The organism is Leptospira semungkisensis (genome assembly GCF_004770055.1).
Lineage (GTDB): Bacteria > Spirochaetota > Leptospiria > Leptospirales > Leptospiraceae > Leptospira_B > Leptospira_B semungkisensis.
In genome coordinates this window covers 237,619-260,938 of the sequence record NZ_RQEP01000005.1, presented here as the reverse complement: position 1 = coordinate 260,938, position 23,320 = coordinate 237,619, and the positions used below count along the sequence as shown (strand labels likewise).

19 protein-coding genes, 3 tRNA genes and 1 pseudogene are annotated in these 23,320 nt (G+C 43.4%); 10 read left to right on the top strand and 13 right to left on the bottom strand.

The features are described 5' to 3' along the window. Positions 1-79: 79 nt before the first annotated feature. Complete coding sequence (ilvD, locus tag EHO59_RS01390; protein WP_135584030.1) at positions 80-1,936, bottom strand: dihydroxy-acid dehydratase; 1,857 nt, start codon at positions 1,934-1,936, stop codon at positions 80-82. Positions 1,937-2,120: 184 nt separating this feature from the next. Here ilvD and eat point away from each other — a divergent pair, with 184 nt between their 5' ends. From eat to EHO59_RS01370, 4 genes are all read left to right on the top strand, one after another. Then, entirely contained in the window at positions 2,121-3,443 is a 1,323-nt protein-coding gene (gene eat, locus EHO59_RS01385) for an ethanolamine permease (RefSeq protein WP_135584028.1), read from the top strand. Between the two features lie 124 nt (positions 3,444-3,567). Continuing rightward, positions 3,568-4,962 carry an ethanolamine ammonia-lyase subunit EutB gene (locus EHO59_RS01380; RefSeq protein ID WP_135584026.1) on the top strand — a complete coding sequence of 465 codons (1,395 nt, stop codon included), beginning with the start codon at positions 3,568-3,570 and terminating at the stop codon, positions 4,960-4,962. Then, a complete protein-coding gene (eutC, locus tag EHO59_RS01375; RefSeq protein ID WP_135584024.1) occupies positions 4,959-5,735 on the top strand; it encodes an ethanolamine ammonia-lyase subunit EutC in 777 nt (258 codons plus the stop codon). The genes EHO59_RS01380 and eutC overlap by 4 nt, the downstream gene beginning before the upstream one ends. Positions 5,736-5,932: 197 nt before the next feature. Continuing rightward, positions 5,933-6,163: a hypothetical protein gene (locus EHO59_RS01370; RefSeq protein ID WP_135584022.1), complete on the top strand. Its 231-nt coding sequence runs from the start codon at positions 5,933-5,935 to the stop codon at positions 6,161-6,163. A 25-nt stretch (positions 6,164-6,188) separates the two neighbouring features. On the opposite strand, the gene EHO59_RS01365 is transcribed toward EHO59_RS01370, so the two are convergent. Then, entirely contained in the window at positions 6,189-7,127 is a 939-nt protein-coding gene (locus EHO59_RS01365; RefSeq protein WP_135584020.1) for a hypothetical protein, read from the bottom strand. 20 nt (positions 7,128-7,147) lie between these two features. Beyond that, the gene (locus EHO59_RS01360) at positions 7,148-7,651 is read right to left on the bottom strand and encodes a tellurite resistance TerB family protein (protein WP_135584018.1); all 504 of its coding nucleotides are present in this window, start codon (positions 7,649-7,651) and stop codon (positions 7,148-7,150) included. 115 nt (positions 7,652-7,766) lie between these two features. On the opposite strand from EHO59_RS01360, the gene metG reads away from it, so the two are divergent. The 4 genes and pseudogenes from metG to EHO59_RS01340 form a co-directional block, all read left to right on the top strand. Continuing rightward, positions 7,767-9,797 (top strand): methionine--tRNA ligase, encoded by a 2,031-nt coding sequence (metG, locus tag EHO59_RS01355; RefSeq protein ID WP_135584016.1) that lies wholly within the window; start codon positions 7,767-7,769, stop codon positions 9,795-9,797. Between the two features lie 50 nt (positions 9,798-9,847). Continuing rightward, a complete protein-coding gene (locus tag EHO59_RS01350) occupies positions 9,848-12,481 on the top strand; it encodes a [protein-PII] uridylyltransferase family protein (RefSeq protein WP_135584014.1) in 2,634 nt (877 codons plus the stop codon). 14 nt (positions 12,482-12,495) lie between these two features. Further along, entirely contained in the window at positions 12,496-14,217 is a 1,722-nt protein-coding gene (locus EHO59_RS01345; protein WP_135584011.1) for an alpha-glucosidase, read from the top strand. 167 nt (positions 14,218-14,384) lie between these two features. Further along, positions 14,385-15,705 (top strand): annotated as a pseudogene (locus EHO59_RS01340) (acyl-CoA dehydrogenase family protein); the annotation flags it as partial. A 563-nt stretch (positions 15,706-16,268) separates the two neighbouring features. Here EHO59_RS01340 and trxA read toward each other — a convergent pair. Together trxA and EHO59_RS01330 are read right to left on the bottom strand one after the other, a co-directional pair. Further along, positions 16,269-16,586: a thioredoxin gene (gene trxA, locus EHO59_RS01335; protein WP_135584007.1), complete on the bottom strand. Its 318-nt coding sequence runs from the start codon at positions 16,584-16,586 to the stop codon at positions 16,269-16,271. 50 nt (positions 16,587-16,636) lie between these two features. Continuing rightward, complete coding sequence (locus tag EHO59_RS01330; protein ID WP_135584005.1) at positions 16,637-17,548, bottom strand: TIGR01777 family oxidoreductase; 912 nt, start codon at positions 17,546-17,548, stop codon at positions 16,637-16,639. Positions 17,549-17,689: 141 nt separating this feature from the next. Here EHO59_RS01330 and EHO59_RS01325 point away from each other — a divergent pair, with 141 nt between their 5' ends. Next, positions 17,690-18,310, top strand: coding sequence for a hypothetical protein (locus EHO59_RS01325; protein WP_210413013.1), 621 nt, complete (start codon positions 17,690-17,692; stop codon positions 18,308-18,310). Positions 18,311-18,325: 15 nt separating this feature from the next. Here the strand turns inward: EHO59_RS01325 and EHO59_RS01320 are convergent, their stop codons facing one another. The 8 genes from EHO59_RS01320 to sppA form a co-directional block, all read right to left on the bottom strand. Next, positions 18,326-18,967, bottom strand: a complete 642-nt coding sequence (locus EHO59_RS01320; RefSeq protein ID WP_135584003.1) for a DUF4349 domain-containing protein — start codon at positions 18,965-18,967, stop codon at positions 18,326-18,328. Between the two features lie 139 nt (positions 18,968-19,106). Then, positions 19,107-19,182 (bottom strand) — tRNA-His (locus EHO59_RS01315). 6 nt (positions 19,183-19,188) lie between these two features. Further along, a tRNA-Arg gene (locus tag EHO59_RS01310) sits at positions 19,189-19,265 on the bottom strand. 22 nt (positions 19,266-19,287) lie between these two features. Continuing rightward, a tRNA-Pro gene (locus EHO59_RS01305) sits at positions 19,288-19,359 on the bottom strand. A 47-nt stretch (positions 19,360-19,406) separates the two neighbouring features. Then, the gene (locus tag EHO59_RS01300; protein ID WP_135584001.1) at positions 19,407-20,111 is read right to left on the bottom strand and encodes a tetratricopeptide repeat protein; all 705 of its coding nucleotides are present in this window, start codon (positions 20,109-20,111) and stop codon (positions 19,407-19,409) included. Next, complete coding sequence (gene surE / locus EHO59_RS01295; RefSeq protein WP_135583999.1) at positions 20,108-20,860, bottom strand: 5'/3'-nucleotidase SurE; 753 nt, start codon at positions 20,858-20,860, stop codon at positions 20,108-20,110. Before surE ends, EHO59_RS01300 begins: the two co-directional genes overlap by 4 nt. Positions 20,861-20,884: 24 nt before the next feature. Further along, entirely contained in the window at positions 20,885-21,487 is a 603-nt protein-coding gene (locus EHO59_RS01290; protein WP_135583997.1) for a hypothetical protein, read from the bottom strand. Between the two features lie 6 nt (positions 21,488-21,493). Then, complete coding sequence (gene sppA, locus EHO59_RS01285) at positions 21,494-22,459, bottom strand: signal peptide peptidase SppA (protein WP_135583995.1); 966 nt, start codon at positions 22,457-22,459, stop codon at positions 21,494-21,496. 125 nt (positions 22,460-22,584) lie between these two features. On the opposite strand from sppA, the gene EHO59_RS01280 reads away from it, so the two are divergent. After that, positions 22,585-23,295, top strand: coding sequence for a hypothetical protein (locus tag EHO59_RS01280; RefSeq protein ID WP_135583993.1), 711 nt, complete (start codon positions 22,585-22,587; stop codon positions 23,293-23,295). Positions 23,296-23,320 lie beyond the last annotated feature (25 nt).

Sequence of the window (23,320 nt, the reverse complement as noted above, 5' to 3'; positions counted from 1 at the left end):
ACGCCGGGATTTTTCCTTTCCCGGCTTTCGATACTTTAGGAATAGCGATCCAGACGAATAGGATCGCTATGGCAGAATTTTAGGTATGCTCTACTTGGCTTACGTCTCTAACCGCTCCGGTATGGGCCGAAGTAGTCAATGCTGCATAGGCTCTTAAGGCGGCGGAAACGAATCTTTTTCTGGACTTAGGTTTCCAAGCATCCTTTCCTTTATCGTTCATTTTATCTCTACGATCGGAAAGATCTGCATCACTCACTCTTAAATGAATGGATCTGTCCGGGATATCTATCTCTATGATGTCACCTTCTTCGACTAGGCCGATAACTCCGCCGGCTGCCGCTTCCGGAGAAACGTGTCCGATCGAGAGTCCTGAGGTTCCGCCGGAAAATCTTCCATCGGTCAAGAGAGCACATGCTTTTCCTAAACCTTTGGATTTCAGATAAGAAGTAGGATATAACATTTCCTGCATACCGGGTCCGCCTTTTGGACCTTCGTAACGAATTACAACAACATCACCTTCTACCACTTCGTTGCCTAAGATCTTCGCGACTGCTTCTTCTTGGCTTTCCATGACTCTGGCTCTGCCTTTGAATTTCCAGATGGACTCGTCTACTCCTGCGGTCTTAACGATACAGCCTTCAGGTGCGATGTTTCCATAAAGAACTGCAAGTCCTCCATCCTGTGAGTATGCATGTTCTACATCTCGGATACATCCGTTTGCTCTATCCAAATCCAGTTCAGGCCAACGTTTATCTTGGGAGAATGCTTCCGTTGTAGGAATTCCACCAGGAGCTGCGGAGAATAACGCGTATGCCTTAGAGTTTGCGTTCTGGCGAACGATATCCCATTCTTCTAAAGCTTTTCCTAATGTTTCTGAATGAACTGTAGGAATGTCTCTGTGAATGAGTCCTGCTCTATCCAATTCTGAAAGTATGCCGATGACTCCACCTGCTCTATGAACATCTTCCATATGATATTTTTGAGTGGCAGGCGCTACTTTACAAACGCAAGGAACTTTTCTGGAAATGAGATCTATATCATGCATTTTGAAATTGATTCCAGCTTCGTGTGCAGCTGCGAGAATATGGAGCACAGTGTTTGTGGATCCTCCCATAGCTACGTCCAAACTCATTGCGTTTTGGAATGCTTCGTAAGTTGCAATGTTTCTAGGAAGAACGGATTCGTCTTCTTGCTCATAATAACGTTTTGCAAGTTCAACGATGAGTTTACCGGCAGTTAAGAATAATTCTTTTCTGTCTGCATGAGTAGCAAGAGTGGATCCGTTACCCGGAAGAGAAAGGCCTAACGCTTCTGTGAGACAGTTCATTGAATTTGCAGTAAACATTCCGGAACAGGATCCACAAGTAGGGCAGGCAGATCTTTCTATTTGATTTACTAGTTCGTCGGAAACATTTGGATTGGCGGCTTCTACCATTGCATCCACCAGATCCAATTTTCGGATCTCTCCTCCCCAGTTTACTTTTCCAGCTTCCATCGGGCCGCCTGAAACGAATACGGTGGGAATGTTCAATCGAAGGGAAGCCATTAGCATTCCCGGAGTGATCTTATCGCAATTGGAAATACAAATGAGTGCATCTGCGGTATGTGCGTTCACCATATATTCTACGGAGTCCGCGATCAGATCTCGGCTAGGAAGAGAGTATAACATTCCCCCATGACCCATCGCGATCCCATCATCTACCGCGATAGTATTGAATTCTTTGGCGACGCCTCCCGCCTTTTCAATTTCTCTCGCGACCATTTGGCCTAGATCTTTTAAGTGAACATGTCCCGGAACGAACTGAGTGAACGAGTTTGCGACTGCGATGATCGGCTTTCCGAAATCGCCTTCTTTCATACCGGTGGCCCTCCAGAGGGCTCTTGCTCCGGCCATATTTCTTCCATGAGTGGATGTGCGGGATCTGTATTGAGGCATATTTAACGCTACCTGATACAAGCTTAGACGTCGAGTTTTTTCCGAAAGGAAGAAGAGAAGTAGCCGGACCGGGGTCCGATTTGCCTTCGGGAAAGTTTTGTAGGACCTCCTACAAGTTGGTTGCAATCCATCGAAATAGAAATAGAAAGCGAACGGGCATGGTTTTTGCAAAACGAAGAAGAGAATGGAAGAAAAAGAAGAATTAAATAGAAGTCTCGGGCCTTGGTTGCTTTGGGGTTTGGGAGTGGGATACGTGATCTCCGGAATGTATTTCGGATGGAATCTGGGGTTGCCAGTAGGCGGAACCCTGGGTTTGGGAATTGCTACTATACTCATCATTCTGCTATATGTATGCTTTTCCTTTAGTTATACTGAGCTTGCATGCATGATCCCAAAGGCAGGCGGAGCCTTTGACTATGCAAGAGAGGCTTTAGGAAATCGTTGGGCCTACTTGGTGGGCACGGCTCAATTGATAGAATTTTTGTTTGCACCTCCTGCGATTGCCGCTGCCATCGGAGCTTATTTCTCTCTTTTTCTGCCAGGGATCGATCCAGTATGGATTGCGATCTTTGCTTATCTATTCTTTACAGCCTTGAATATCTTGGGAGTAAAGTCTGCTGCATCGTTCGAGTTAGGAGTTACAATATTAGCAGTTTTTGAATTACTCTTATTCTCTGCATTGACCTTGCCTAGCTTTTCTTGGGAAAAATTCTCAATGGATCCTTTGCCAAATGGTTGGTCCGGGGCACTCGCCTCTTTGCCATTTGCAGTCTGGTTCTTTTTAGCGATCGAAGGTGTAGCAAATGTCGCAGAAGAAACCAAGGACCCTCAAAAGAATATCCTCATCGGTTTTGGATCCGCACTCGGGACGTTAGTATTATTGTGTGCTCTGGTTTTCTTTTCTTCCGTAGGAGTGGGGGGATGGCAGATGATTGTTTATTCGGTGCCTGGAGGTCCTGCCTCTGATTATCCTCTTCCTCTCGCCTTACGAAAATTATATGGAGAAAGCGGATGGGCATTTCATTTGTTGATCACGATCGGATTGTTCGGGCTCATCGCATCTTTTCATGGAATTATTCTAGCAGGAAGCAGGGCGAGCTTCGAATTTGGAAGGGCAAAATTTTTGCCTTCTTTCTTTGGGAAGGTTCATCCTAGATTTAAGACTCCCGCGAATGCTCTAATTGCAAATACTGCATTCGGAATCGGAGCTTTACTTACGGGAAAGACAGCGGAGTTGATCACACTTTCTGCATTCGGAGCATTGCTGCTATACTTAGGCTCTATGATCAGCTTTTTTATTTTGAGAAGAAGGGAGCCCGAGAGAGAAAGACCATTCGTTGTACCGGGCAAATTGTGGATGCCTTCTATCGCTCTTTTATTATCGGCATTGGTGCTTGCAATCACTGCATGGCAACATCCAAAATTATTCGGGGTCTTTGCATTGATCTTGCTCAGCGGGCTCGTATGGGCGAGAAAGCTTCTTTTTAAAGAAAGAGTTTCCGAATAATGCAAAGTATTTTCTTCTGCGTCTTTGTAAAATTCTTGCTCGGTCCATTTTTCGGATTAGATTGCGGTGGATATTTAAGAAGAACGCGAGATATAATTTCTAAGAATTTCATTCGAGACTGAATATGGGATATAAAACCGTTTTAGGAACAAAGACTTACTCCTTTCCGGATCTGAAAAGCCTTCTCGCTAAGGCGAGTCCCTTGCGATCGGGGGATGAGCTTGCGGGAGTCGCTGCCTCCACCCAAGAGGAAAGGATCGCCGCGCAAATGGCCTTGGCCGATCTTCATTTATCAGAATTTTTGAATATAGAATTGGTCCCTTCCGAGAGCGACGAAGTGACCAGACTTATCTTGGAGTCTCATGACAAGGTAGCATTCTCTTCTATTTCTTCTTTTACCGTAGGAGAACTGCGTGATTTTCTGTTGAGTGAAAAGACGGATTCGATCGCGATCTCTAAGATCAGGGATGGCCTTACTCCGGAAATGCTTGCGGCAGTTTCCAAACTCATGTCTAATCAGGATCTGATCCTCGCAGCTAGAAAGTCTCCGGTGATTACTAAGTTTAGAAATACCTTAGGGTTGCCAGGACGACTCGCGACCCGATTGCAGCCAAACCATCCAACTGACGATCCTAAAGGAATTGCGGCGAGCATCTTGGATGGCCTTCTTTTGGGAAGTGGGGATGCAGTGATTGGGATCAATCCTGCAACAGATAATGTTCCCACAGTGATCGCTCTTTTGGAAATGTTGGATGCAATCATCCAAAAATATTCGATTCCGACTCAATCATGCATTCTTTGTCATGTGACCACTTCGATGAAGGCGATGGAGGCAGGAGCTCCTTTGGATCTGGTATTTCAATCCATCGGTGGAACAGAAGCTTTGAATAAAAGTTTCGGAGTGGATCTGAGTATCTTGGCGGAATCTCAGCAAATGGCTCTTGAATTAAAAAGAGGAACTGTTGGAAATAATGTGATGTATTTTGAGACAGGGCAGGGGAGCGCATTGTCTGCAGGTGCTCATTTCGGTATCGACCAGCAGACCTTAGAAGCAAGAGCTTACGCGGTCGCGAAGAAATTCGATCCTCTCTTAGTGAATACTGTAGTTGGGTTCATTGGTCCCGAATATCTATATAATGGAAAACAAATATTAAGAGCCGGGTTAGAGGATCATTTTTGTGGAAAGCTGATGGGACTTCCTATGGGCGTGGATATTTGTTATACAAATCATGCGGATGCGGATCAGGATGATATGGATAATCTTCTTACTTTGCTCGGAGCTGCAGGATGTAATTATATTATGGGAGTTCCCGGGGCAGATGACGTTATGCTATCTTATCAAAGTACTTCCTTTCATGATGCCTTGTATCTACGGCAAGTCTTCGGCCTACGGCCGGCTCCTGAGTTCGAAACATGGCTTTTGGAATCCGGCTTATTCGACCAAGCACAGGCTTTTTTACCTAAGGAGAATAAGGGACAATTCTTATTAGAAGGTATCCTAGGAGAAAGTTCTAGATGATCCCTTGGGAAGAATGGAAGACACTTACTTCTGCAAGGATAGGTCTTGGAAGATCGGGAGGTTCTCTTCCCACAAAGGAACTTTTAAAATTCAGATTGGATCATGCTAGGGCTAGGGATGCAGTCTTAGTAGAGCCCGATTTTCGGAATTTACAAAACGGTTTGGAGAATCTTGGAAAGGATCTTCATTTAGAGACCATCTCTGTTGAAAGCCTTGCCCGTACTAGAGAGGAATATCTTCTTCGACCGGATCTGGGGCGAAGACTTGCGGAACCTTCTCGTGCAAAGTTGCAGTCTTACAAGGGAGAGTATGATCTCGCGATCGTGGCTGCAGATGGACTTTCCGCAAAGGCATTGGATTCGAACCTGATTCCATTTCTTGCGGTCCTTCTACCAATCCTAGTATATAAGAAATTTAGAATAGGCCCCTTCCTATTGGCAAAGCTCGGGAGAGTAGCCATCGGAGATGAGATAGGAGAATGCTTACAGGCCAAGGCAACCGTTTTATTGATAGGAGAAAGACCAGGACTTAGTTCTGCAGATAGTTTGGGAATGTATCTTACCTTTGATCCGAAAACCGGAAAGACTGACGAAAGTAGGAACTGTATTTCCAATATACGGCCGGATGGTCTGGACTTCAGAAGAGCCGCGGAGAAGACAGTCTATCTTCTTTCAGAATCACTTAGAAGAGGGATATCTGGGGTGGATCTAAAGGATGAGATGAAGCCAGACTTCTTAGAGAATCAGAATTCATCGAAAATCGAAATCGATTGATCTATTAAATATTTTATTTCGAACACTTGAAGTCAAAGCAAGGCCAATAAGAATATTCGGAAAAATCTTTAAAACATATATCAAATCAACAAATTCGACTTGAACCACTGTCCCCAAAGGAATAGGTTTTTATTATAAATAGATCCGAAAGGTTTTTCATAAAACCGATTCGGAAGGCGGAAAAAAGGAAACGAACAATGTATAAATCTAATATAGAATTCATCATCAATTCTACAAATAGAGAAGAGCCTATCTACGGGATCTTAGCCTTGGTTAGCGATACATTGGAATCCATGAAATCGGATGTTGCCGGGCATAACGTGGATCCTGAACAAAAGAAAATCTTTCGTTCTGCAATGAAGGATATGGTTTCCGGTCTGATTAAATTGGACAGCTTATTGGAAACAGGTGCTCAGAGCGTTAGGTGAGCTGGGGTTTAGGAACAATAGCCCCTTAATCCCTTCCTAAAAAAAGTCGGATTCCTTTTGCGATCGTCTGTAGTGTTCTCGCCATCAGACCTTCTAACTTAGTCTGTAAGAATAACTCCATGATCAATTTGCGTAATGCGAGATCGAAAGGCAGATTGAATTCGTTCCAATCTACACCAAACCGGAAAGGATAGGTTTCACTTTCTCCTTCTTCTTCGGGATTGGTATGCACGAGAGTTCCTTCGAAGTCGGTATGATTCTCGTCTATATGTCGGAACTCTACTGTGAGATGGACCTGCTTTTTGAATAAAGGCAGTGGAATGATCTCGAGGCCGGCAAGTTCCCCCCAAGTGATTCCGCTTAGGTTCAGATAACCTCGGTCGCCGCTTCTTAAGGTTCCTGTTCTGAGTAATCCTTCTCTTCCTAAACGACAAGAACCCAATCTACTTCTAAACAAGATCTCGAGCGGAGAACCTGCATCCAATAATCCATTCTCTACTCGGATGTCTCGTATCTGTATCGTAAAGATAGGCGTTAGGGTTCTGTCCTCTATGTCGATGCTGGAGTGAGCAACTTTTTCGAGACGGAATTGTATCCTTCCCCGCTTGGGTAGATAATCTATCTTCTTTCTGGAATCCACTCGGTTCGTATAATCCATGTGGAAGGAGCGGACATTGACTCCTTTGAATATTAATTTTCCCTTAAATAGTTTGGTGAAGGAGATCCTAAAATGGATCAGGCTTCCTTTCGCGTGTACGATGTCTGTTCCGAGTTCTCCCGGAAAGTGTACGATGAAATGCTTTGCCCAGACCCAGAGTCCAGGAAGAAGTATCCCCGGGGTAAGCCAGCGGAACTTGAACAATCGGTAAGAGAAGATATTTACTACAAATTGTATGAAAGGGCCTGAGAGTAGGAATTGAAGGCCTAAATAGGCGAACAATAAAAACGTAATACTAGAAGGCATGGAGGGTCGGACGACCGATTTTACTCTTCGTCGCCCGCGTATTTATTATCGATATTTTTCTTATCCATAGAGGAGATCTCTAATTCTTTCGATAGGTCCTCTAAAAATTCTTTTTCTCTTACGGTGAACTTTCCGTCGGCAGTCACGATGCATACTGCATCTTCGTAAAAGTTTATTGCGAGCACTGGATTCCCTTCCGCAAAATCAGTGATCATTTTGATGGGAAGTGGGGATTCGAAAACTTCAGATAATTCTTCGATGATCTCTGCTTTTTGATCTTGGTGATGATCAAAGATACAATCTTTATCGAACATGGCCTTGACCATTTGTCCTACCAAGTTTCCTTCTTTTCTATGAAAGACGCCATCAGCGTGGCAAGAGTAAGACCAAAGGCTAACTAAGACCTTAGCATAATTCATCTTGAGTTGAAAAATCTCGGTCTCACGATCCAGACTCTTCTGAAATTTTTCATAGAACTCATGGCCCGGTAGAACCTTACTCGCCAAGGACGAAACCCTTTCCATCTTATAGCCTTCCTTATGAGGGCGTTCCCTTTTTTGAGTTGTATTTTAATCGAACCAATCGTTTTGCAATGAAAATCCATGTTGCTTTTGCGGGAATTTTTCTCACCTTGACTATGTGAGAGCCGAATCAAAACGTAAGATTCTCGTTACTTCTGCTTTGCCATACGCTAACGGTCCCATCCACTTAGGACACGTATTAGAAGCAATTCAAACCGATATCTTTGTTCGTTATCAAAAGACTGCAGGTCATGAATGTCATTTTTTCTGTGCGGATGATACTCACGGCACGCCCATTATGTTGGCCGCGAGAAAAGAAGGTATCAGTCCGGAGCAATTGATCGATCGAGTAAGGACCGAACATTATCGAGATCTATCCGGATTCTTGGTAGAATATGATAATTATTATACTACTAACTCAGAAGAAAATCGAATCCTTTCTGAAGAGATTTATCTTTCTTTAAAGCAAAGAGGGCATATCGCAGAAAGAGAGATCGAACAGGCTTATTGCGATACTGACAAGATGTTTCTTCCGGATCGCTTTATTAAAGGAACCTGTCCAAACTGTGGCAGTCCGGATCAGTATGGTGATAGCTGCGAAGTCTGTGGCGCTACGTATTCCCCCAAAGATCTTAAGAATTCTCATTGCTCTTTATGCGGGACACCACCCGTTAGTCGCAATTCTAAACATATCTTCTTTAAGCTGGGTGATTTCGAGAAATATCTATCCGGTTGGGTAGAAAGCGAAACTCATGTCGCCGATGGAGTTCGCAAGAAACTTAAGGAATGGTTCGAAGCAGGTCTTCAAGACTGGGATATCTCTAGGGACGGACCTTATTTCGGGTTCAAGATCCCTGGCGAAGTAGAAAAGTATTTTTATGTTTGGCTGGATGCTCCTATCGGTTACATGGCATCTAGTTTAAATTTCTTTAAAGGTGATCGAAAGATATTCGATTCCTTTTGGAAGGATGAGAAGGCAGAGATCTTCCATTTTATCGGTAAGGATATTCTATATTTCCATACTTTATTCTGGCCTGCGACTTTAGAGGGAAGCGGATATCGTTCCCCTTCTCAAGTGCATGTTCATGGTTTCATCACTGTGAACGGTGAGAAGATGTCTAAATCGAGAGGCACTTTCATCAAGGCAGAAGGTTATCTGAAGCATCTGGATCCTGAGCATCTTCGCTTTTATTTGGCGGGAAAGCTAGGCGCCGGAATGGACGATCTGGATCTTTCTTTCGATGATTATACTGCAAAAGTAAACTCGGACTTCGTAGGAAATTTCGTAAATCTGGTCTCCAGGGTTTCCACTTCTATATTAGATAAACTTGATAGAAAATTAGGAAATCTAAGTGAAGAAGGTCGCAAGATCCTGGAGGAACTCAAGGCCTCCGAATCCAAGATCAGAGAATGGTATGAGACTAGAAATTATACCAGAGTGATGAAGGAATGTTCCCGTCTGGGAGATGTCGCAAACAAGTATGTGAACGATCTTGCTCCTTGGATCCAGATCAAGACGGATGTGGAGCTTGCGAGAGAGACTGTTACTGTAGCTCTGAATGCTGCACGCATTCTATCTATCTATCTCTATCCTGTTGCACCTAAGGCAGGAGAGAAAGTATATAAGCTTTTAGGCTTGGATAAGAAGCCTGAGTTTGCGGATCTTTCTTCTGATCTGGAAGAAACGAAAGTTGCCGCATACGAAATGATCACTAAACGTGTAGAGGAAAAAGCGATTCAAACTATGTTGGAAGAAAACGCAAGCCAAACTGCTAAGCCGGAGACTTCTCCTTCTCCTAAGACCGAAGGAGTGGCGAATCTCTCTGAGATCTCCATCGAAGAATTGAGCAAGGTAGATCTGAGAGTGGGCAAGATACTCGAAGCAGGTCCTGTAGACGGAGCTGATAAGCTTGTCCAAGTGAAATTGGATCTTGGCGCTCTCGGAACGAAGAACGTTTTTGCAGGAATCAAGGCGGCATATAAGCCGGAGGATCTTGTAGGCTTAAGTATCGTAGCTGTTGCAAACTTGAAAGCTAGAAAGATGAAGTTTGGAATTTCCGAAGCAATGCTTTTGGCCGCAGGAGAAGGTGAGAGCTTAAGTCTTTTCATTCCTCATCGCGGAGCCCAGCCTGGCGATAAGCTGAAATAAGAAGAGTCTAATAAACGTCGGTTGGATTATAGAACCGAAACCGGTAGAGTATGCCTTTAGAGTTAGATATTTCCTATAGTTTCCAAAGGCTTTTGGAAAAAAGCCGGACAGTTTCCGGCCGTTTAGTTTCCAGACAACTCACCTTTATTATAGATTCCTTTCTAAGAAGCCGTTTCGAGAAGGTTTCCGGGATCTTAAAAAAAGGAGAAGAGATCGCCATCATCGCATTGGGCGGCTACGGAAGAATGGAAATGGCTCCCCATTCCGACGTAGATATATTATATCTTCATAATGGAGTTCCGGACGCCAAGCTCTCGCAAATCATCTCCTCGGTAAATACTTTCTTTTACGATTCCGGAAAAGAAGTAGGGCATACCTGCCGCACCATCAAAGAGTCTTTCCGTTATCTGGATGATATGTCCAGCTTCCATGCGATCTTGGACAGTAGGTTTCTCGTCGGTTCCAAGGAGCTGTTTAAGAAGTATAAAACCGAATTCTTGGATAAGCTTCCGGTAAAGTATGCAACCAGATATAACGAGGCCAAGGAAGGCCAACTCTCCGAAAGATTTTTAAGAGAAGGAAGACCCATTCTTCTATCCGAACCGAATCTAAAGACGGATATCTGCGGACTGAGAGATATTCAATATTTGTATTGGAGAGAGAAGTCCGTGAGTCCAATCCAATCTTTGGGTGGACTGGCACTTCTTCCGGTATTCCAAAGCGGAGAAATTCAGGCCTTAGAAGAGGCGTATGATTTTTTGGTAAGGGCACGTATCGCCTTGCATGTGATCTCCGGAAGAAAGAACGACAGATTGGATCTGAATTTGCAGCCCGAAGTTGCGGAATATCTAGGATTCGGTAAGAAGGAAGAACTTCAGACTGTTGAGAAGTTTATGAACATTCTCTATAGTCACCAAAAGAATGTATTTTTCACGATCCGATTATATTTAGATTCTATAATGGAGTCCAGAAAGTCCGGCTCTGGAAAAGATTTCACGTACGAAGGTGTTCGATTCAGCCATATTGAGAACACTGTATTTCCTCCCAATGAGGGGAATCTATTTGCGGACCCACATACTATCTACAAGGACATTCTGCTTACTTTTCGGATGATACAGGAGACCGGCTTTAGGGTTTCGGGTAGCTTGCTGAGTGAGATCCGTTTTGCCTCTCATTTTCTGGATGATGATTTTAGATATTCCGCCGAAGTGAATGGAGAATTCCTGAATATACTTCGCAACCCTAAGGATAGGGGAAGAATATTAAAATTAATGCATGAATGTCAGGTCCTCGGCGCGTTATTGCCGGAGTTCGGCGCCTGTACTAATTTTCCTTTATTCAGTTATCATCATGAGTTCACTGTAGATGAGCATACTCTTTTGATCCTACACGAGTTGGATCTCTTGGATAAAAAGGAATTCGAAGACAAGGATATTTCTCTAGTCTATGAGGAATGCTTGAAAACGGAGATACTCGCTCTGGCTATTCTTCTTCACGATGCGGGTAAGGTGAAGGAAGGAGATCATTCCGAATACGGAGCGGAGCTTGCAGTTTCTGTAGGTTCTCGCTTAGGACTTTCCGAAGAAGATACGGATCTGTTCCGTTTCCTGGTAGAAAAGCATATTCTAATGTCGGAACTTTCTTCTAAGAGAGATATTTCCGACAAAGTCTTGATCCGAAATTTTGCGAGAACAGTTGCGAATGCGGAGAGATTGAAGCTTCTTTACGTTCTTACGGTTATAGATACAAAATCAGTGGGTAGCAATGTTCTCACTAATTGGAAAAAGGCAATCCTGAACGTACTTTATGAAAATACGATGGATGCATTCCGGAACAAGAGACCTGACGAAGAATATGCTCATGGAGAAGAGGAAAGAATCGCACTTTGCAAAGATTTGGTAGTCTACCTTACTGAAAAAGAAGGCCAGGATACTAAGATGGCGAAATCCATCGCTTCTTTTGCTTATTCAGTGATGCCTCAGAGTTTTTTAAAAACGGTTTCGAACCGCAAAATATTAAAACATTTTAAAGCGATTGCTATCCTAAGCCAGGAAGAAAAGAACGATTTGCTTTTTGATTCTGAGCAAGATCCGGCATTCGTAACAGTAGAAGCGGTGAGTCGTAATATTCCTGAAATCCTTTTGGATCTATGCTGTTCCGTTTCTTCCGAAGGCTTGAGTCTTGTGGGAATGCAGAGTTACGCTCACGGAGAGTTTCAAATTCATATTCTTCAGATCACAGACTCGCAAGGAAGCGGTAATATTCCTCCCGAAAAGATCTCTCGAATGGAAGGAAAGCTCAGACTTATGGCTTCCGGGCAATTGCAAAGAGACAAGATTGCCTTTGAAAGAACGGAATGGAATCCACGTAAGACGATACCGGAAAGTATAGTCAATCGATCTGTTCGTTTCTCCAACGAAGATCTTACGGATACCACGATCATGGAAGTAAGAATGCCGGACATGGTCGGTTTGGTTTATAGGATCCTGAGAAAGGTATTCGAATTCGGTTTAAAAGTTTCTTATTTAAAAGTTTCTACTTCAGCAGACTATGCGTATGACTCGTTCTATCTGCAGACTGCAGAGGGAGAACAGGTCAAGGACCCAGAATTATTACGATCCTTGGAAGCCCGGATCTTGAGAATTCAACCGGAGGAAAGGATGACAGGGGAACTCGTCTTTTAAAAATGGTTCCCAGTATGGATTCGGAAAGTCGTTCCACAGTCGCTTCTAAAAGAAAGAAAGCAGCCGAGGGTTCCGCTCGGCTTCTCAAGAAGTCTACTCCCGCTGGCCGTACAAAGAAAATAGATGCGGATTGGTGGAAGAACGCGGTCGTTTATCAGATCTATCCAAGGAGTTTTAAGGATTCCAATGGAGATGGGGTAGGCGATTTACAAGGTATCATCCAAAAACTAGATTATCTCAATGATGGGACTCCGAATTCCCTGGGCATCGATGCCATCTGGCTTTCTCCTATATATCCTTCCCCAATGTTCGATTTCGGATATGATATTTCCGATTATGAAAACATCGATCCTGTTTTCGGGGACTTAGATACGTTCAAACGTTTATTAAAAGAAGCTCATAAACGAAAGATCCGCATCATCATGGACCTAGTTGCGAATCATACTTCTCATTTGCATCCATGGTTTCTTGAATCTCGTTCTTCTAAAGATAATCCTAAGAGAGATTGGTATATTTGGAAGGATCCTGTCAAAGGGGGAACTCCGAATAATTGGATGGGAACCTTTGGTGGAAAAGCTTGGACCTACGATACGACCACTGAGCAATACTATTATCATTCATTCTTAGCTGAACAACCTGACTTAAATTGGAGAAATCCCGAAGTCAAGAAGGCGATCTTCAATATGGTTCGCTTCTGGTTAGATATGGGAGTGGATGGTTTCCGTTTGGATGTGGTGAATCTCTTCGTGAAGGATGCCGAACTCAGAAGCAATCCTCGCAAGAGATGGATCGCAAGACCATTCGATCAGCAAAACCATCTTTATGATCGGGACCGTCCTGAGATGCACGATATCCTAAAGGATCTCCGTAAACTCTTAGATTCTTACGGAGACAAGATGTCCGTGGGAGAAGTGATGATGGAGCCTCCGGGTACTAGTGCTCTTCCTGCTTCGTATTACGGAGACAAGGGAGACGAACTCCATCTTGCATTTAACTTCGCTTTCTTTTACACTCCTTGGAAGGCAGAAAAATTCAGAGATGTCATCAAAGAATGGGAGAAGTATCTCCGAGAACGTGGCTGGCCCAATTATACATTAAGTAATCATGATTTTCGACGCCATATCACTAGATATGCCAAGGGAAGAGAGACCGTTCATCGCGCCAAGATCGCTGCTATGATGCTTCTTACCTTGAGAGGAACTCCTTTCCTATATTATGGAGAGGAACTCGGAATGATGGACGAGAGAGTTCCGAAGAATAGGATCAAGGATCCTGTAGGAATTCGTTATTGGCCGGTGTATCCTAGCCGAGACAATTGCCGCCTTCCTATGTGCTGGTCCGGAGATAAGAACGGAGGATTCAGTGAGAATGAACCTTGGCTTCCTGTTTTTTCTCAGCACGATTTTATCAACGTAGAAACTCAGTCTCGCAGTATAGATAGTCTTTTAAACTTTTATAAAAAACTAATATGGCTTCGAAAAGGAAACGAGATCCTTAAGAAAGGAACTCTCGCTCTGGATTACGATTCTCCTCCAGGAGTATTGCAATACACTAGAGAATACGATAAGAAGAAGTGCCTGATCATTCTCAACTTCGAGAACGAATCCAAGAAGATCGTGGCGAACGCAAATCGTACTGCACAAATCCTCATTTCAACCCATAGAAAACCGGAAAAGATGGAGATCCCTGTGGTCTTCGAGATCGCTCCTTACGAAGGAATGGTTCTAGAATATTAAGAAGTCTTTGCGACCTCTTATAAAGCGATAGAGCCGTCCATATCTTTTCTTAGCAAACAAACGACGTTCAATCAGTTCCGCCCGAGATCTCGGGTGGGAAAAAGTTCTCGCAGTCGTATAATAAAAGCTTATGATAGCGATAGAAGAATCCATCTTCAGGAATTGTTATGAGTCATACTCTTTATGCTGCGGAGAATCCCGCTTTATCCGCTTACGATCTCACAGGTTACAAAGGAAATCGAGGCAAGAATTTTTACGAAGAGGATAAGATCCTCCAACGGATATTGGATCGATATTCGGCCGATTACAAACCGGATCACAAAAAGGCGATGATCGATCATTTAAAAGGATACGGTCAATTAGTCGGAGGAGTTCTAGACGAGCTCACTGAAGCCTCTCATAAGGAAGGAAAATACGGAGAGGTAGTCAAATACGACAGGACTGGGAACCGGATCGATCAGATTGTATATTCTCACGAGCAAAAGCAATCTCGTAAGATTTCCTATGATTATGGAATTGTTAATTTAGATTTTCATGATGAATGGAAGTTCCCATTCTCCGATCTTCATAGACAAGCATTGACCTATCTTGCCAATCAGAATGGAGAAGGTGGAGTTACCTGTCCTTTGGCTATGACCGAGGGAATGATTCGTGTCCTACAAGGTATAGGTACCGAAGAGCAGAAAAAGAAATATCTTCCTCTAGTTGCGGGCAAGGGCTCTGAATCCCATTTTATGGCGGGACAATATGTGACCGAAAGAGTTGGTGGAAGTAATGTGGGAGCCAACCGTACCATTGCTACCAAGGGCGAGAATGGAAAATGGATCTTGAATGGAGAAAAATGGTTTTGTTCCAACCCGGGAGATCTTTGGGTCACTACCGCTAAGATAGAAGATACGGATACTGTAGGTCTTTTCTTGGTTCCTAGGATCAAGGACAATGGTGAATTAAACGGACATCATATATTAAGAAAAAAGGATATTATCGGATCCAAAGGAAAGCTCACTGTAGAGATCGTATACGAGAATGTAGAGGCGGAAGCCTTGGGCCGTCCTGCTCACGGAATTGCCAATCTGATCCGATACGTGATCCGGACTTCCAGAGTGCATGTGGGACTCGCCGCTGCAGGAATGTCCAGAAGAGCATTCATGGAAGCCAGAGAATATTCCCGCTACAGGACAGCCTATGGAAAGAAGATCGAAGAATTCTCTGCGTATTCTAGAGAATTGGCTGAGATCAGAATTCTTTATGCGGCTATTGTAATGCCTATTTTTAGAGGGATCGATTGGGCCCAAAAAGGAATTCTTGCAGAGCAGATCTCTACTCCTCTCATGAAATATCGATCTTCTTCTCTTTCTTCACAGATCACTCATAGGGCGATCATGGCTTTGGGAGGTTCAGGGATCATCGGGGATTATACCTGTCTTCCTAGATTGCATAATGATTGCATTATCAACGAAACTTGGGAAGGAACTCACCTCATCATTACGGATCACGCTTTAGGAGCGATGAATCGGACCAAGATCCGAGATTCATTTGTTGCAGAGTTAGGAAAGAATTTCCAAGCAGCAAAAGAATATCCTGAGTTAAAAGAGGCAGCTTCTTTAGGAGAGAGCCTGCTGAACGATTGGAATCGCAATATAGAAGAGAAGCCAAGAGAATGGAAGGAAACCTATAGAGTGGATCTTTCGGACCAAGCGTATGGTGCCTTGGCTCTTTCCGAATTTTTAGAGCAAGCAGTTCATGATAGAAAATCGGGAGCAAAGAAATCCAAGTTCGATGCTTTTGCAAAAGGAATGGGAGCTTTCTTGTTCAAGAATTTGCCGGAAGCAAAAGGAAACTACGAATCATTCCGTTTGTCTCCAGAAGAAGTGGATGAGATTGTAAACTGGTGATTTTTTTGTACTAAGCGGCAGCGATGCGAAGTGTGAGAATCAGTCCCAGCCTTTTGAGATCTCTCGTTTATTCATTCGAGAGACGCTGGGACCGAAGCGTTAGCGTAGCACGGAGCAGCGCGACTCTCGCGAAGCGAGAGGGCCGCCCATATTAAATTAAACTAATTTAGGAGCGAAGACTTTTTCCATCTGCGCTTGAGGAATAGCTCCTACAACCTTCTCTGCGATCTGTCCTTGTTTGAAAAGAACGAGAGTAGGGATGGATTGTATTCCATACTGTTGAGCTAACTCAGGTTTCTCGTCGATATTGACTTTAACGACGGTGACCTCTCCTTTATGAGCCTGAGCAAATTTTTCTAGCTCAGGAGCTACCATCTTACAAGGGCCGCACCATTCAGCCCAAAAATCTACAAGGATCGGTTTATCGTGGTTGTTGAGTAGGTCGTTAAAGGAACCTGGTAATGTGTTTTCCATACAGAGATTAGACACATTCTAAAACGAATTGGACAATCCGTTTTTTCTTTTTAGCCTAAAAGATTTCGAAGCGCGCCTTCTAGATTCGGATATCTGAATTTATATCCTAGCTCAAGCAGTCTTTTTGGCACCACTCTTTGGCCATGTGTTGCTACGATCGAACCTTCGCCGAGTGCTAAGGAAAGTGCAAAGGAAGGCATGCGAGTGAATGCAGGACGTCCTAAAGTCTTTCCCAATGTTTTGCTAAACTGTTCGTTGGAAAGAGGTTCCGGAGAAACTATATTGAAAGGTCCTCTTGCTTCTTCTTTGCGAAGAAGGAATAGAATTGCAGAGAGTTGATCTTCGATATGCACCCAAGATAATACTTGGTTTCCGCTACCAATCGGGCCACCTGCGAATAATTTGAATGCAGGCAACATAGAAGCAAGTGCTCCGCCTTCTGTTGTAAGCACTACTCCCGTTCTGAGAAGAACTGTGCGAACTCCAGCTTTTTCGGCTTCCATCGCTTCTTCTTCCCAATCTTTGCAAAGAACACCTAACTCGTCTTCGGCGGGAGCGCTGTCCTCGTCGAAAGGAGGAGTTGCAGTATCGAAAGAACCATATATTCCCACTGCGGAAGCATTGAATAAAAACTTAGGCCCGAATTCTCCCATCGCACTCAAACGTCCGACCAGGTCTCTTGTGAAATCCACTCGGGAAGATCTGATCCTTTGTTTGTATTCAGGGGTCCAGCGAACTCCTGCAATCGGTTCGCCGGCAAGATTGATCACGCCTTCGACTCCTTCTAAGTCTGCGCGTGTAGGAAGAGTTCCTATCCTAACATCCCATTCTGAAATTCTTTGGAGGCGAGGGGGAAGCTTTCCGCTGCGGCTGAAAATTCTGACTCTATGACCTTCCGCTTTCAAGCGGATCGCCAACATGGATCCGATTAGTCCCGTACCGCCGGCAATTCCAATGAGCATAAAGCGCAAGCTCCCCGTATCTTGGTAGGAAGAATTAAAAACTTTTTGCCTAAATTCTTCTGGGGATCATGATTCGAAATCGGTTTCGATTCGACAAGAAGAAAGGAAATCCGAGTTGCTTCTTGTATCGGAAATCGGAAGATGAAACGAGTGGATCCTTTAAAATCGAACACCGTTCCAAAGATCTTGGCCTTAGTTTTCGTTGCCGGATTGGCATTTTCTAATTATTATCTGTATTCTTCTACGATTGCCAAATTGGAATCGTACAAATCCGAACCTCCTTTTTTACGTTTTGATTTCACGGATTCCTATCTGGAAGATCGATCTTCTCAGGCTCCATACCTTGCCGACGGAAATCCCAAGACGGAATGGAGGAAATTAAGACCTTCTTCTCAAAAATCGGATTTCGATCTGGAGCTCAGACTTACACATCGTTTGAAAGACGGAATTTATCTGCCCAGTCCTTGGAAAGAAATCCAAGTCAGTGCTTGTTCTACCAAAACTCCGAAACTGAAATTGAAAATCGTTTTGAGAGAAGCGATCAACGTAGACAAGGAATCTAGACTTCCTGATGATACGGATTATGAAACCAAGGTCTTAGATTTTTCGGAATCCGATACGGTCCGAATTCCTTTGCATAAGGAATTTTCGAGAGTTCCTCAAAAAGATTATCCGAAAGGGATCAGCATCTGGGCGGTCCAAGGAAATTTCGATGAGATCGGAAGAGATGTTTGTCTGAAAGATATTCAGGTTTTGGAATAGAGAGTTCGGATCTTATTATTCTATAATGAATAAAAGCTTAAGTCCTTTTCCGATTACCCAGAATATATAACCTAGAGGTCCTAGTATTTGCTTCTTCTGTAATCGCACGCTGATGGTAGAAAATTTAGCGAGATGGGAGAGTCGCTCGATTTTTCCTTTATAGCTTTCTATCTCACCGTTCAATCTTTCTAATTCTTTTTCTACTTTCAATGTAGAGTCCACATTCTCCGCTTTCTTGAGTAACTCTAAGTATCTTTCTCTTGCCTTTAATTTATTTTCTAAACGGATCTTGCTGTCTGTGAATTCTTCGGTTACGTCTTTACCTTCTACTTGTTTGAATGAGGTAGTGCCAAGGGATTCGATATCTGAAATTGCAGTTTGGAAGTATTTAGATGCAACTCTGATCTTTACGAACTTGTTTCCGGAGATTAGAGTATACCCTTCGTATTTAAGAGCTAATTCCAAGATTTGTTTTGAGGCAGATTCAGGATCGCCTACTTCGATATCTATGCTTGCATCATAGATAACAATTCTCTGCTCTGTGACTTTATCGCTGTCGGCTTCTACCTGCTTAGGTGAGAAGGGACTTTGTTCCTTATAGGCGGAAGAACATTGTAAGAAGACGATTGATAAAATGCAAAGAAGGGTCCGGAACATTCCAGGTATTGGAGTTCTATCATTCGCGATGGCAAGTTATTTTTGAAGTAGGGACATGGACAACGCTTTCAAGTGCTCGCTTCGAGCCCCTTAGATATTTTCTGATTAAGTTGAATTGATTTTTTTGTAAGAAGAAAACTGGGGTGAACGACGGGGCTTGAACCCGCGACAGCCAGAACCACAATCTGGAGCTCTACCAACTGAGCTACGTCCACCATGTTTGGTGACCCGAGAGGGATTCGAACCCCCGACCCACTGCTTAGAAGGCAGTTGCTCTATCCAACTGAGCTACCGAGTCTTTAGTTTTGTAAAAGAGGGATTCGGGATGACAGGAGTTGAACCTGCGACCCTCTGTACCCAAAACAGATGCGCTACCACTGCGCTACATCCCGGATCGTAATCCATAATTTCGCGGAAGGACGAGGTGTCAAGCTGGTTGTTACTTGCTTTGAGAGAGTTTTTTGAGATGTTCCAAAATAATATCTTCGGAAGGAGCTTTGACTAGGGCCTTTTCGAAAGCTCTTCTGGCTTCTTCCTGTTTGCCCAATTTAGAGAGCAATACTCCAAAAGAATCTAAATAGGCTGCATTGTCCGGTTCGAGTTGCAGGGCCCGTTTCAGATTTTCCATGGCCATTTTAATCTCTTCCGGTTTAGGTTCTTTTCCTTCTAAAAGCAAGTATGCGACCGAGTTCAGACTGTTTTTGTGGTCCGGTCTGAGTCTGAGTATTCTGAGATGCGTTTCGATTGCTGCTTTTATTTCTCCGGATTTTTCCTGGGCGGATGCTTTTAGGGAAAGAAGCACGATATCGTCTACTGCAAGCTTCAATCTCTCGTCGGTTCTTTCGATAGCGAGCTTGTGATTTCCCGTTTTGATCAGGGAATAGATCATCATTCTGAAAGCGTTATCTCTTTCGGAGAATTTTGGAAAGGTTTCGAGCAATTCTTCAAGGACAGAAACGCATTTTTTGTGGTTACCTGTGCGAGAACAGCATATTGCAAAATTATAAAGTAGTTCCGGGTCCTTTCCGGATTCGGTCATTTCTCGATCAATCAATGTGATTGCGAATGTATAATTCTCCTTCAGGATCTCGGTAAAGATCCTTCTCTTGGGAGGAATCTTTCTTGCAGTCTTCTTCTCCGTCATTTTGATCTTGCGTGGATCCTTTTCTTGAATTCTTCCAGTTCCGATTTTTCGGTTTGGTCTAAACCAAGAGGAGTGATTGGCACCTTGCCCTTGAAGAAGATATCGAAATCTGTCCCTTCTTCTTTTAGATGTCCTAGGTCCGATCCTCCCAAAAAGAATTCCGAGATTCCTCCAATGATCGGTTTGGATTCGTATGTATCTACATAGGTTCTCTTGCCAAGTCTTGCTACTTCAATGGAAGAAAGAGAGGCTTCGAACTTTTCGGGGATATTGACATTGTATACGATGCCTGGTTGAAAGTTTTCTGTCCATGCTTGGAGTATTTCTCGAACAAGTTCTGCTTCTTTTATATAGTCGTAAGTCTTGTCCCAATTCCCGGAGCTGACCGCTATGCAACGACGATTGTGTATTGCTCCATGTCTTGCAGCGCCCACTGTGCCGGAGTAATGGACATCATGTCCCATGTTCACTCCGCGATTGATGCCTGAGATTACTAAATCGATCTTTGGAAATATATTTCCATGCAGTCCTATGTTCACACAGTCTACAGGGAAGCCATCTACGATATAATGGTTCTCATTCACTTTTTCCACTCTTAAAGCATCGTGAATGCTGAGAGCCATAGAAGTTGCGGAGCGTTCCTTTAGAGGAGCGATCAAGAAAGTGTTATGTTCTTTACCCAGAACTTTTTCTAAAGCAAGGATCCCATTGGAGGAGATTCCGTCGTCGTTAGTAATCAGGATGTTCATGCGAAATTTCTTTTATAATTTCTCCTATTGAAAGGCCGGGCTGAATGAGGAAATAATAGCAAAATACATGCTTAATGGAAGAAAGAAAGTGATTACGAATGTGGTTAAATTGATAAAGAGTGAATCTCTAAACTTAAGATCATAAATGTAGGAAGTCCCACGCACCATAACTGCCATAAAGAATCCGTAGTGGATTGTATACAGAGTAACAATCCCGAATCCGCCTTTCCATCCGAATTGAGAGAGTAAGATTCCCCAAGCTGCAGTCGTAATGAATAAGGAGAGAGAAAAGCGTACGAAGTGTAGGAAGAGATTTGCATTTCCTTTTCTTCCTTTACTTTGCGCGTAACCGTCCGTGATAAAAGCGATCGCATAAGGTAAAAGTAAAAAGAACAAAAGATGTGCTACGGCTGCTGTGATGAGTTGCCCCAAACTTCTATTCGTAAAAGGAGGAGAAATAAAAACATAACCCGCTCCTGCGCTCAATGCGGAGAAGAATAGGATAAAAATCCAAACAGATCGGAGCGGATTGGTTCCCCAAGAAGAGATTACGTTCTCCGCACGGAACGGCTCGAATAAGACGGCGTCTAGTAGGTCGATGAATCTAAAAAATAATTCTTTCAGCACTTCTTCTTACCAAGCCATTGCCTGAGGATACAAAACGAGTACGGGAGATCTTTTTAGTTCTTGGAGGATTGCCTTTTCTCCTCCGAATATCCCGCCAGACTTTGCTTGCAACAATTGAAAGAATTTGTCCCAAGGATTTGTTTCTTCTTCATACAGAGGAAGGGTTCCCTCGTAGTTGCAAAGTTTGGAGAGCTCTGCTAAGGCTTCTCTTCTTCCTCCGATATCGTCTACGAGTTTGTTTCGGAATGCATCTTGGCCGGAATATACTCTTCCTTCTGCTAAGGCCTCAACGAACTTAACGGTTTGATTTCTGCCTTTTGCTACATCTTCTACGAATTCTTCGTAGGTATCCGAGAGCATTTTCTGGATCATAGCGTCTTCTTCAGCAGTATTGTCTCTGAATAAGGAAAGAGAATCTTTGTACTTTCCTTCTTTGAAAGTGCGGACCTTAACTCCGTATCGATCTAATAGTCCCTTGATATTGGGAGCAATAGCTATCACTCCTATGGAACCGGTTAATGTTCCGCCTAACGCGTAGATCTTATCTGCTGCAGAAGCGATATAATATCCTCCGGAGGCGGCGATGTCTTTCATGGAGACCACTACCTTCTTGTTCTTCTCTTTGCGGAGATACATGATCTCTTTATAGATTTCTTGAGAGGCTCCAACCGAACCACCGGGTGAGTTGATCTCGATGAGTACGCCCACCATATTTGAATCATCTTCGACGGCTCGAAGCTGTTCCAAGATGGTTTGCGCTCCCGCAGACTCATAGCTAGAAGATCCTGAATGGATTTCTCCTTCGATCCTGATGAGTGCGGCTCCCAGTCGGTCTGTACCGAATCCTGAGCCACCGTCTACCTTGGTGAGCTTGGAGGAAGAGGTGCTAGAGGCCAGATTAATTAGTCCTACTAGCAATGAAAGAATGGTTACTACAAAGGTAACGGCTAAGGCGATTCGATTTCGATCCACAAATAAATAGGATCTTGGTACCGGTTCGTTGTCAATGAAATAGCAGTGGGTTTCTATGTCCGTTTTCGTTGACGGAGAAGATAGGCTTATTTGTGTGTCTTAAATATAAATATTGGAGTGGAAAATTGTTAAAAACAATCCTAAGTTTTCTATTAGTAGCGTTATTTGCTGTCAACTGTGTAAGTTTCGGTAAGGTTAATATTGTCCGAGACGATTTCAAGAATTCTCATATTGTTTCGATGAAATTACAACAGCAGACTACAGAAGGCGTGAATGGTCCTTTCGGAGAGTCCTCTTGGGCTCACTATTATGGCTTATTTGATCTTTCTAGAGAGATCGGTGCGGATAATAAGTCGGTTCCTACCGTCATTAGATTTAATATTCATGTAGGCAAGGACGACAGTGCAGTTGAAAAGACTGGTTTTATAAAGATCGGCGACAAGACGAATCCTTTGATCGTAGCAAATGTAGCTAGTCAGTTGGTAACTAATTTCTCTACCACTACGACAACCACCAATACTACTAGTCCAGGATTCTCTTCTAATAATTCGAATAATGCAAGCGGTCACAAAAGCGCATTTGTGGATTATACAAAAACGAATTCGAATAGCAGTCATTCTTCCCAAACAAAGACCCAAACTTCTTCTCATACTCATAAGGAACTTACTGGTACGTTCCTTTTAAAGAAAGAAGACGAACAAGCAATCCTTAGCACGAATCAATTTACCGTTAGGTTATATAGTGGAGCGCAGCCTCTTACGTTTCAGTTCGACGAAGAGAATGTGAATTACCTCAAAAACTTCCTAATCGCAAAACCTGGCGACGAGAACAAATAACTCTTCTCGCATCCCAAAAACAAGC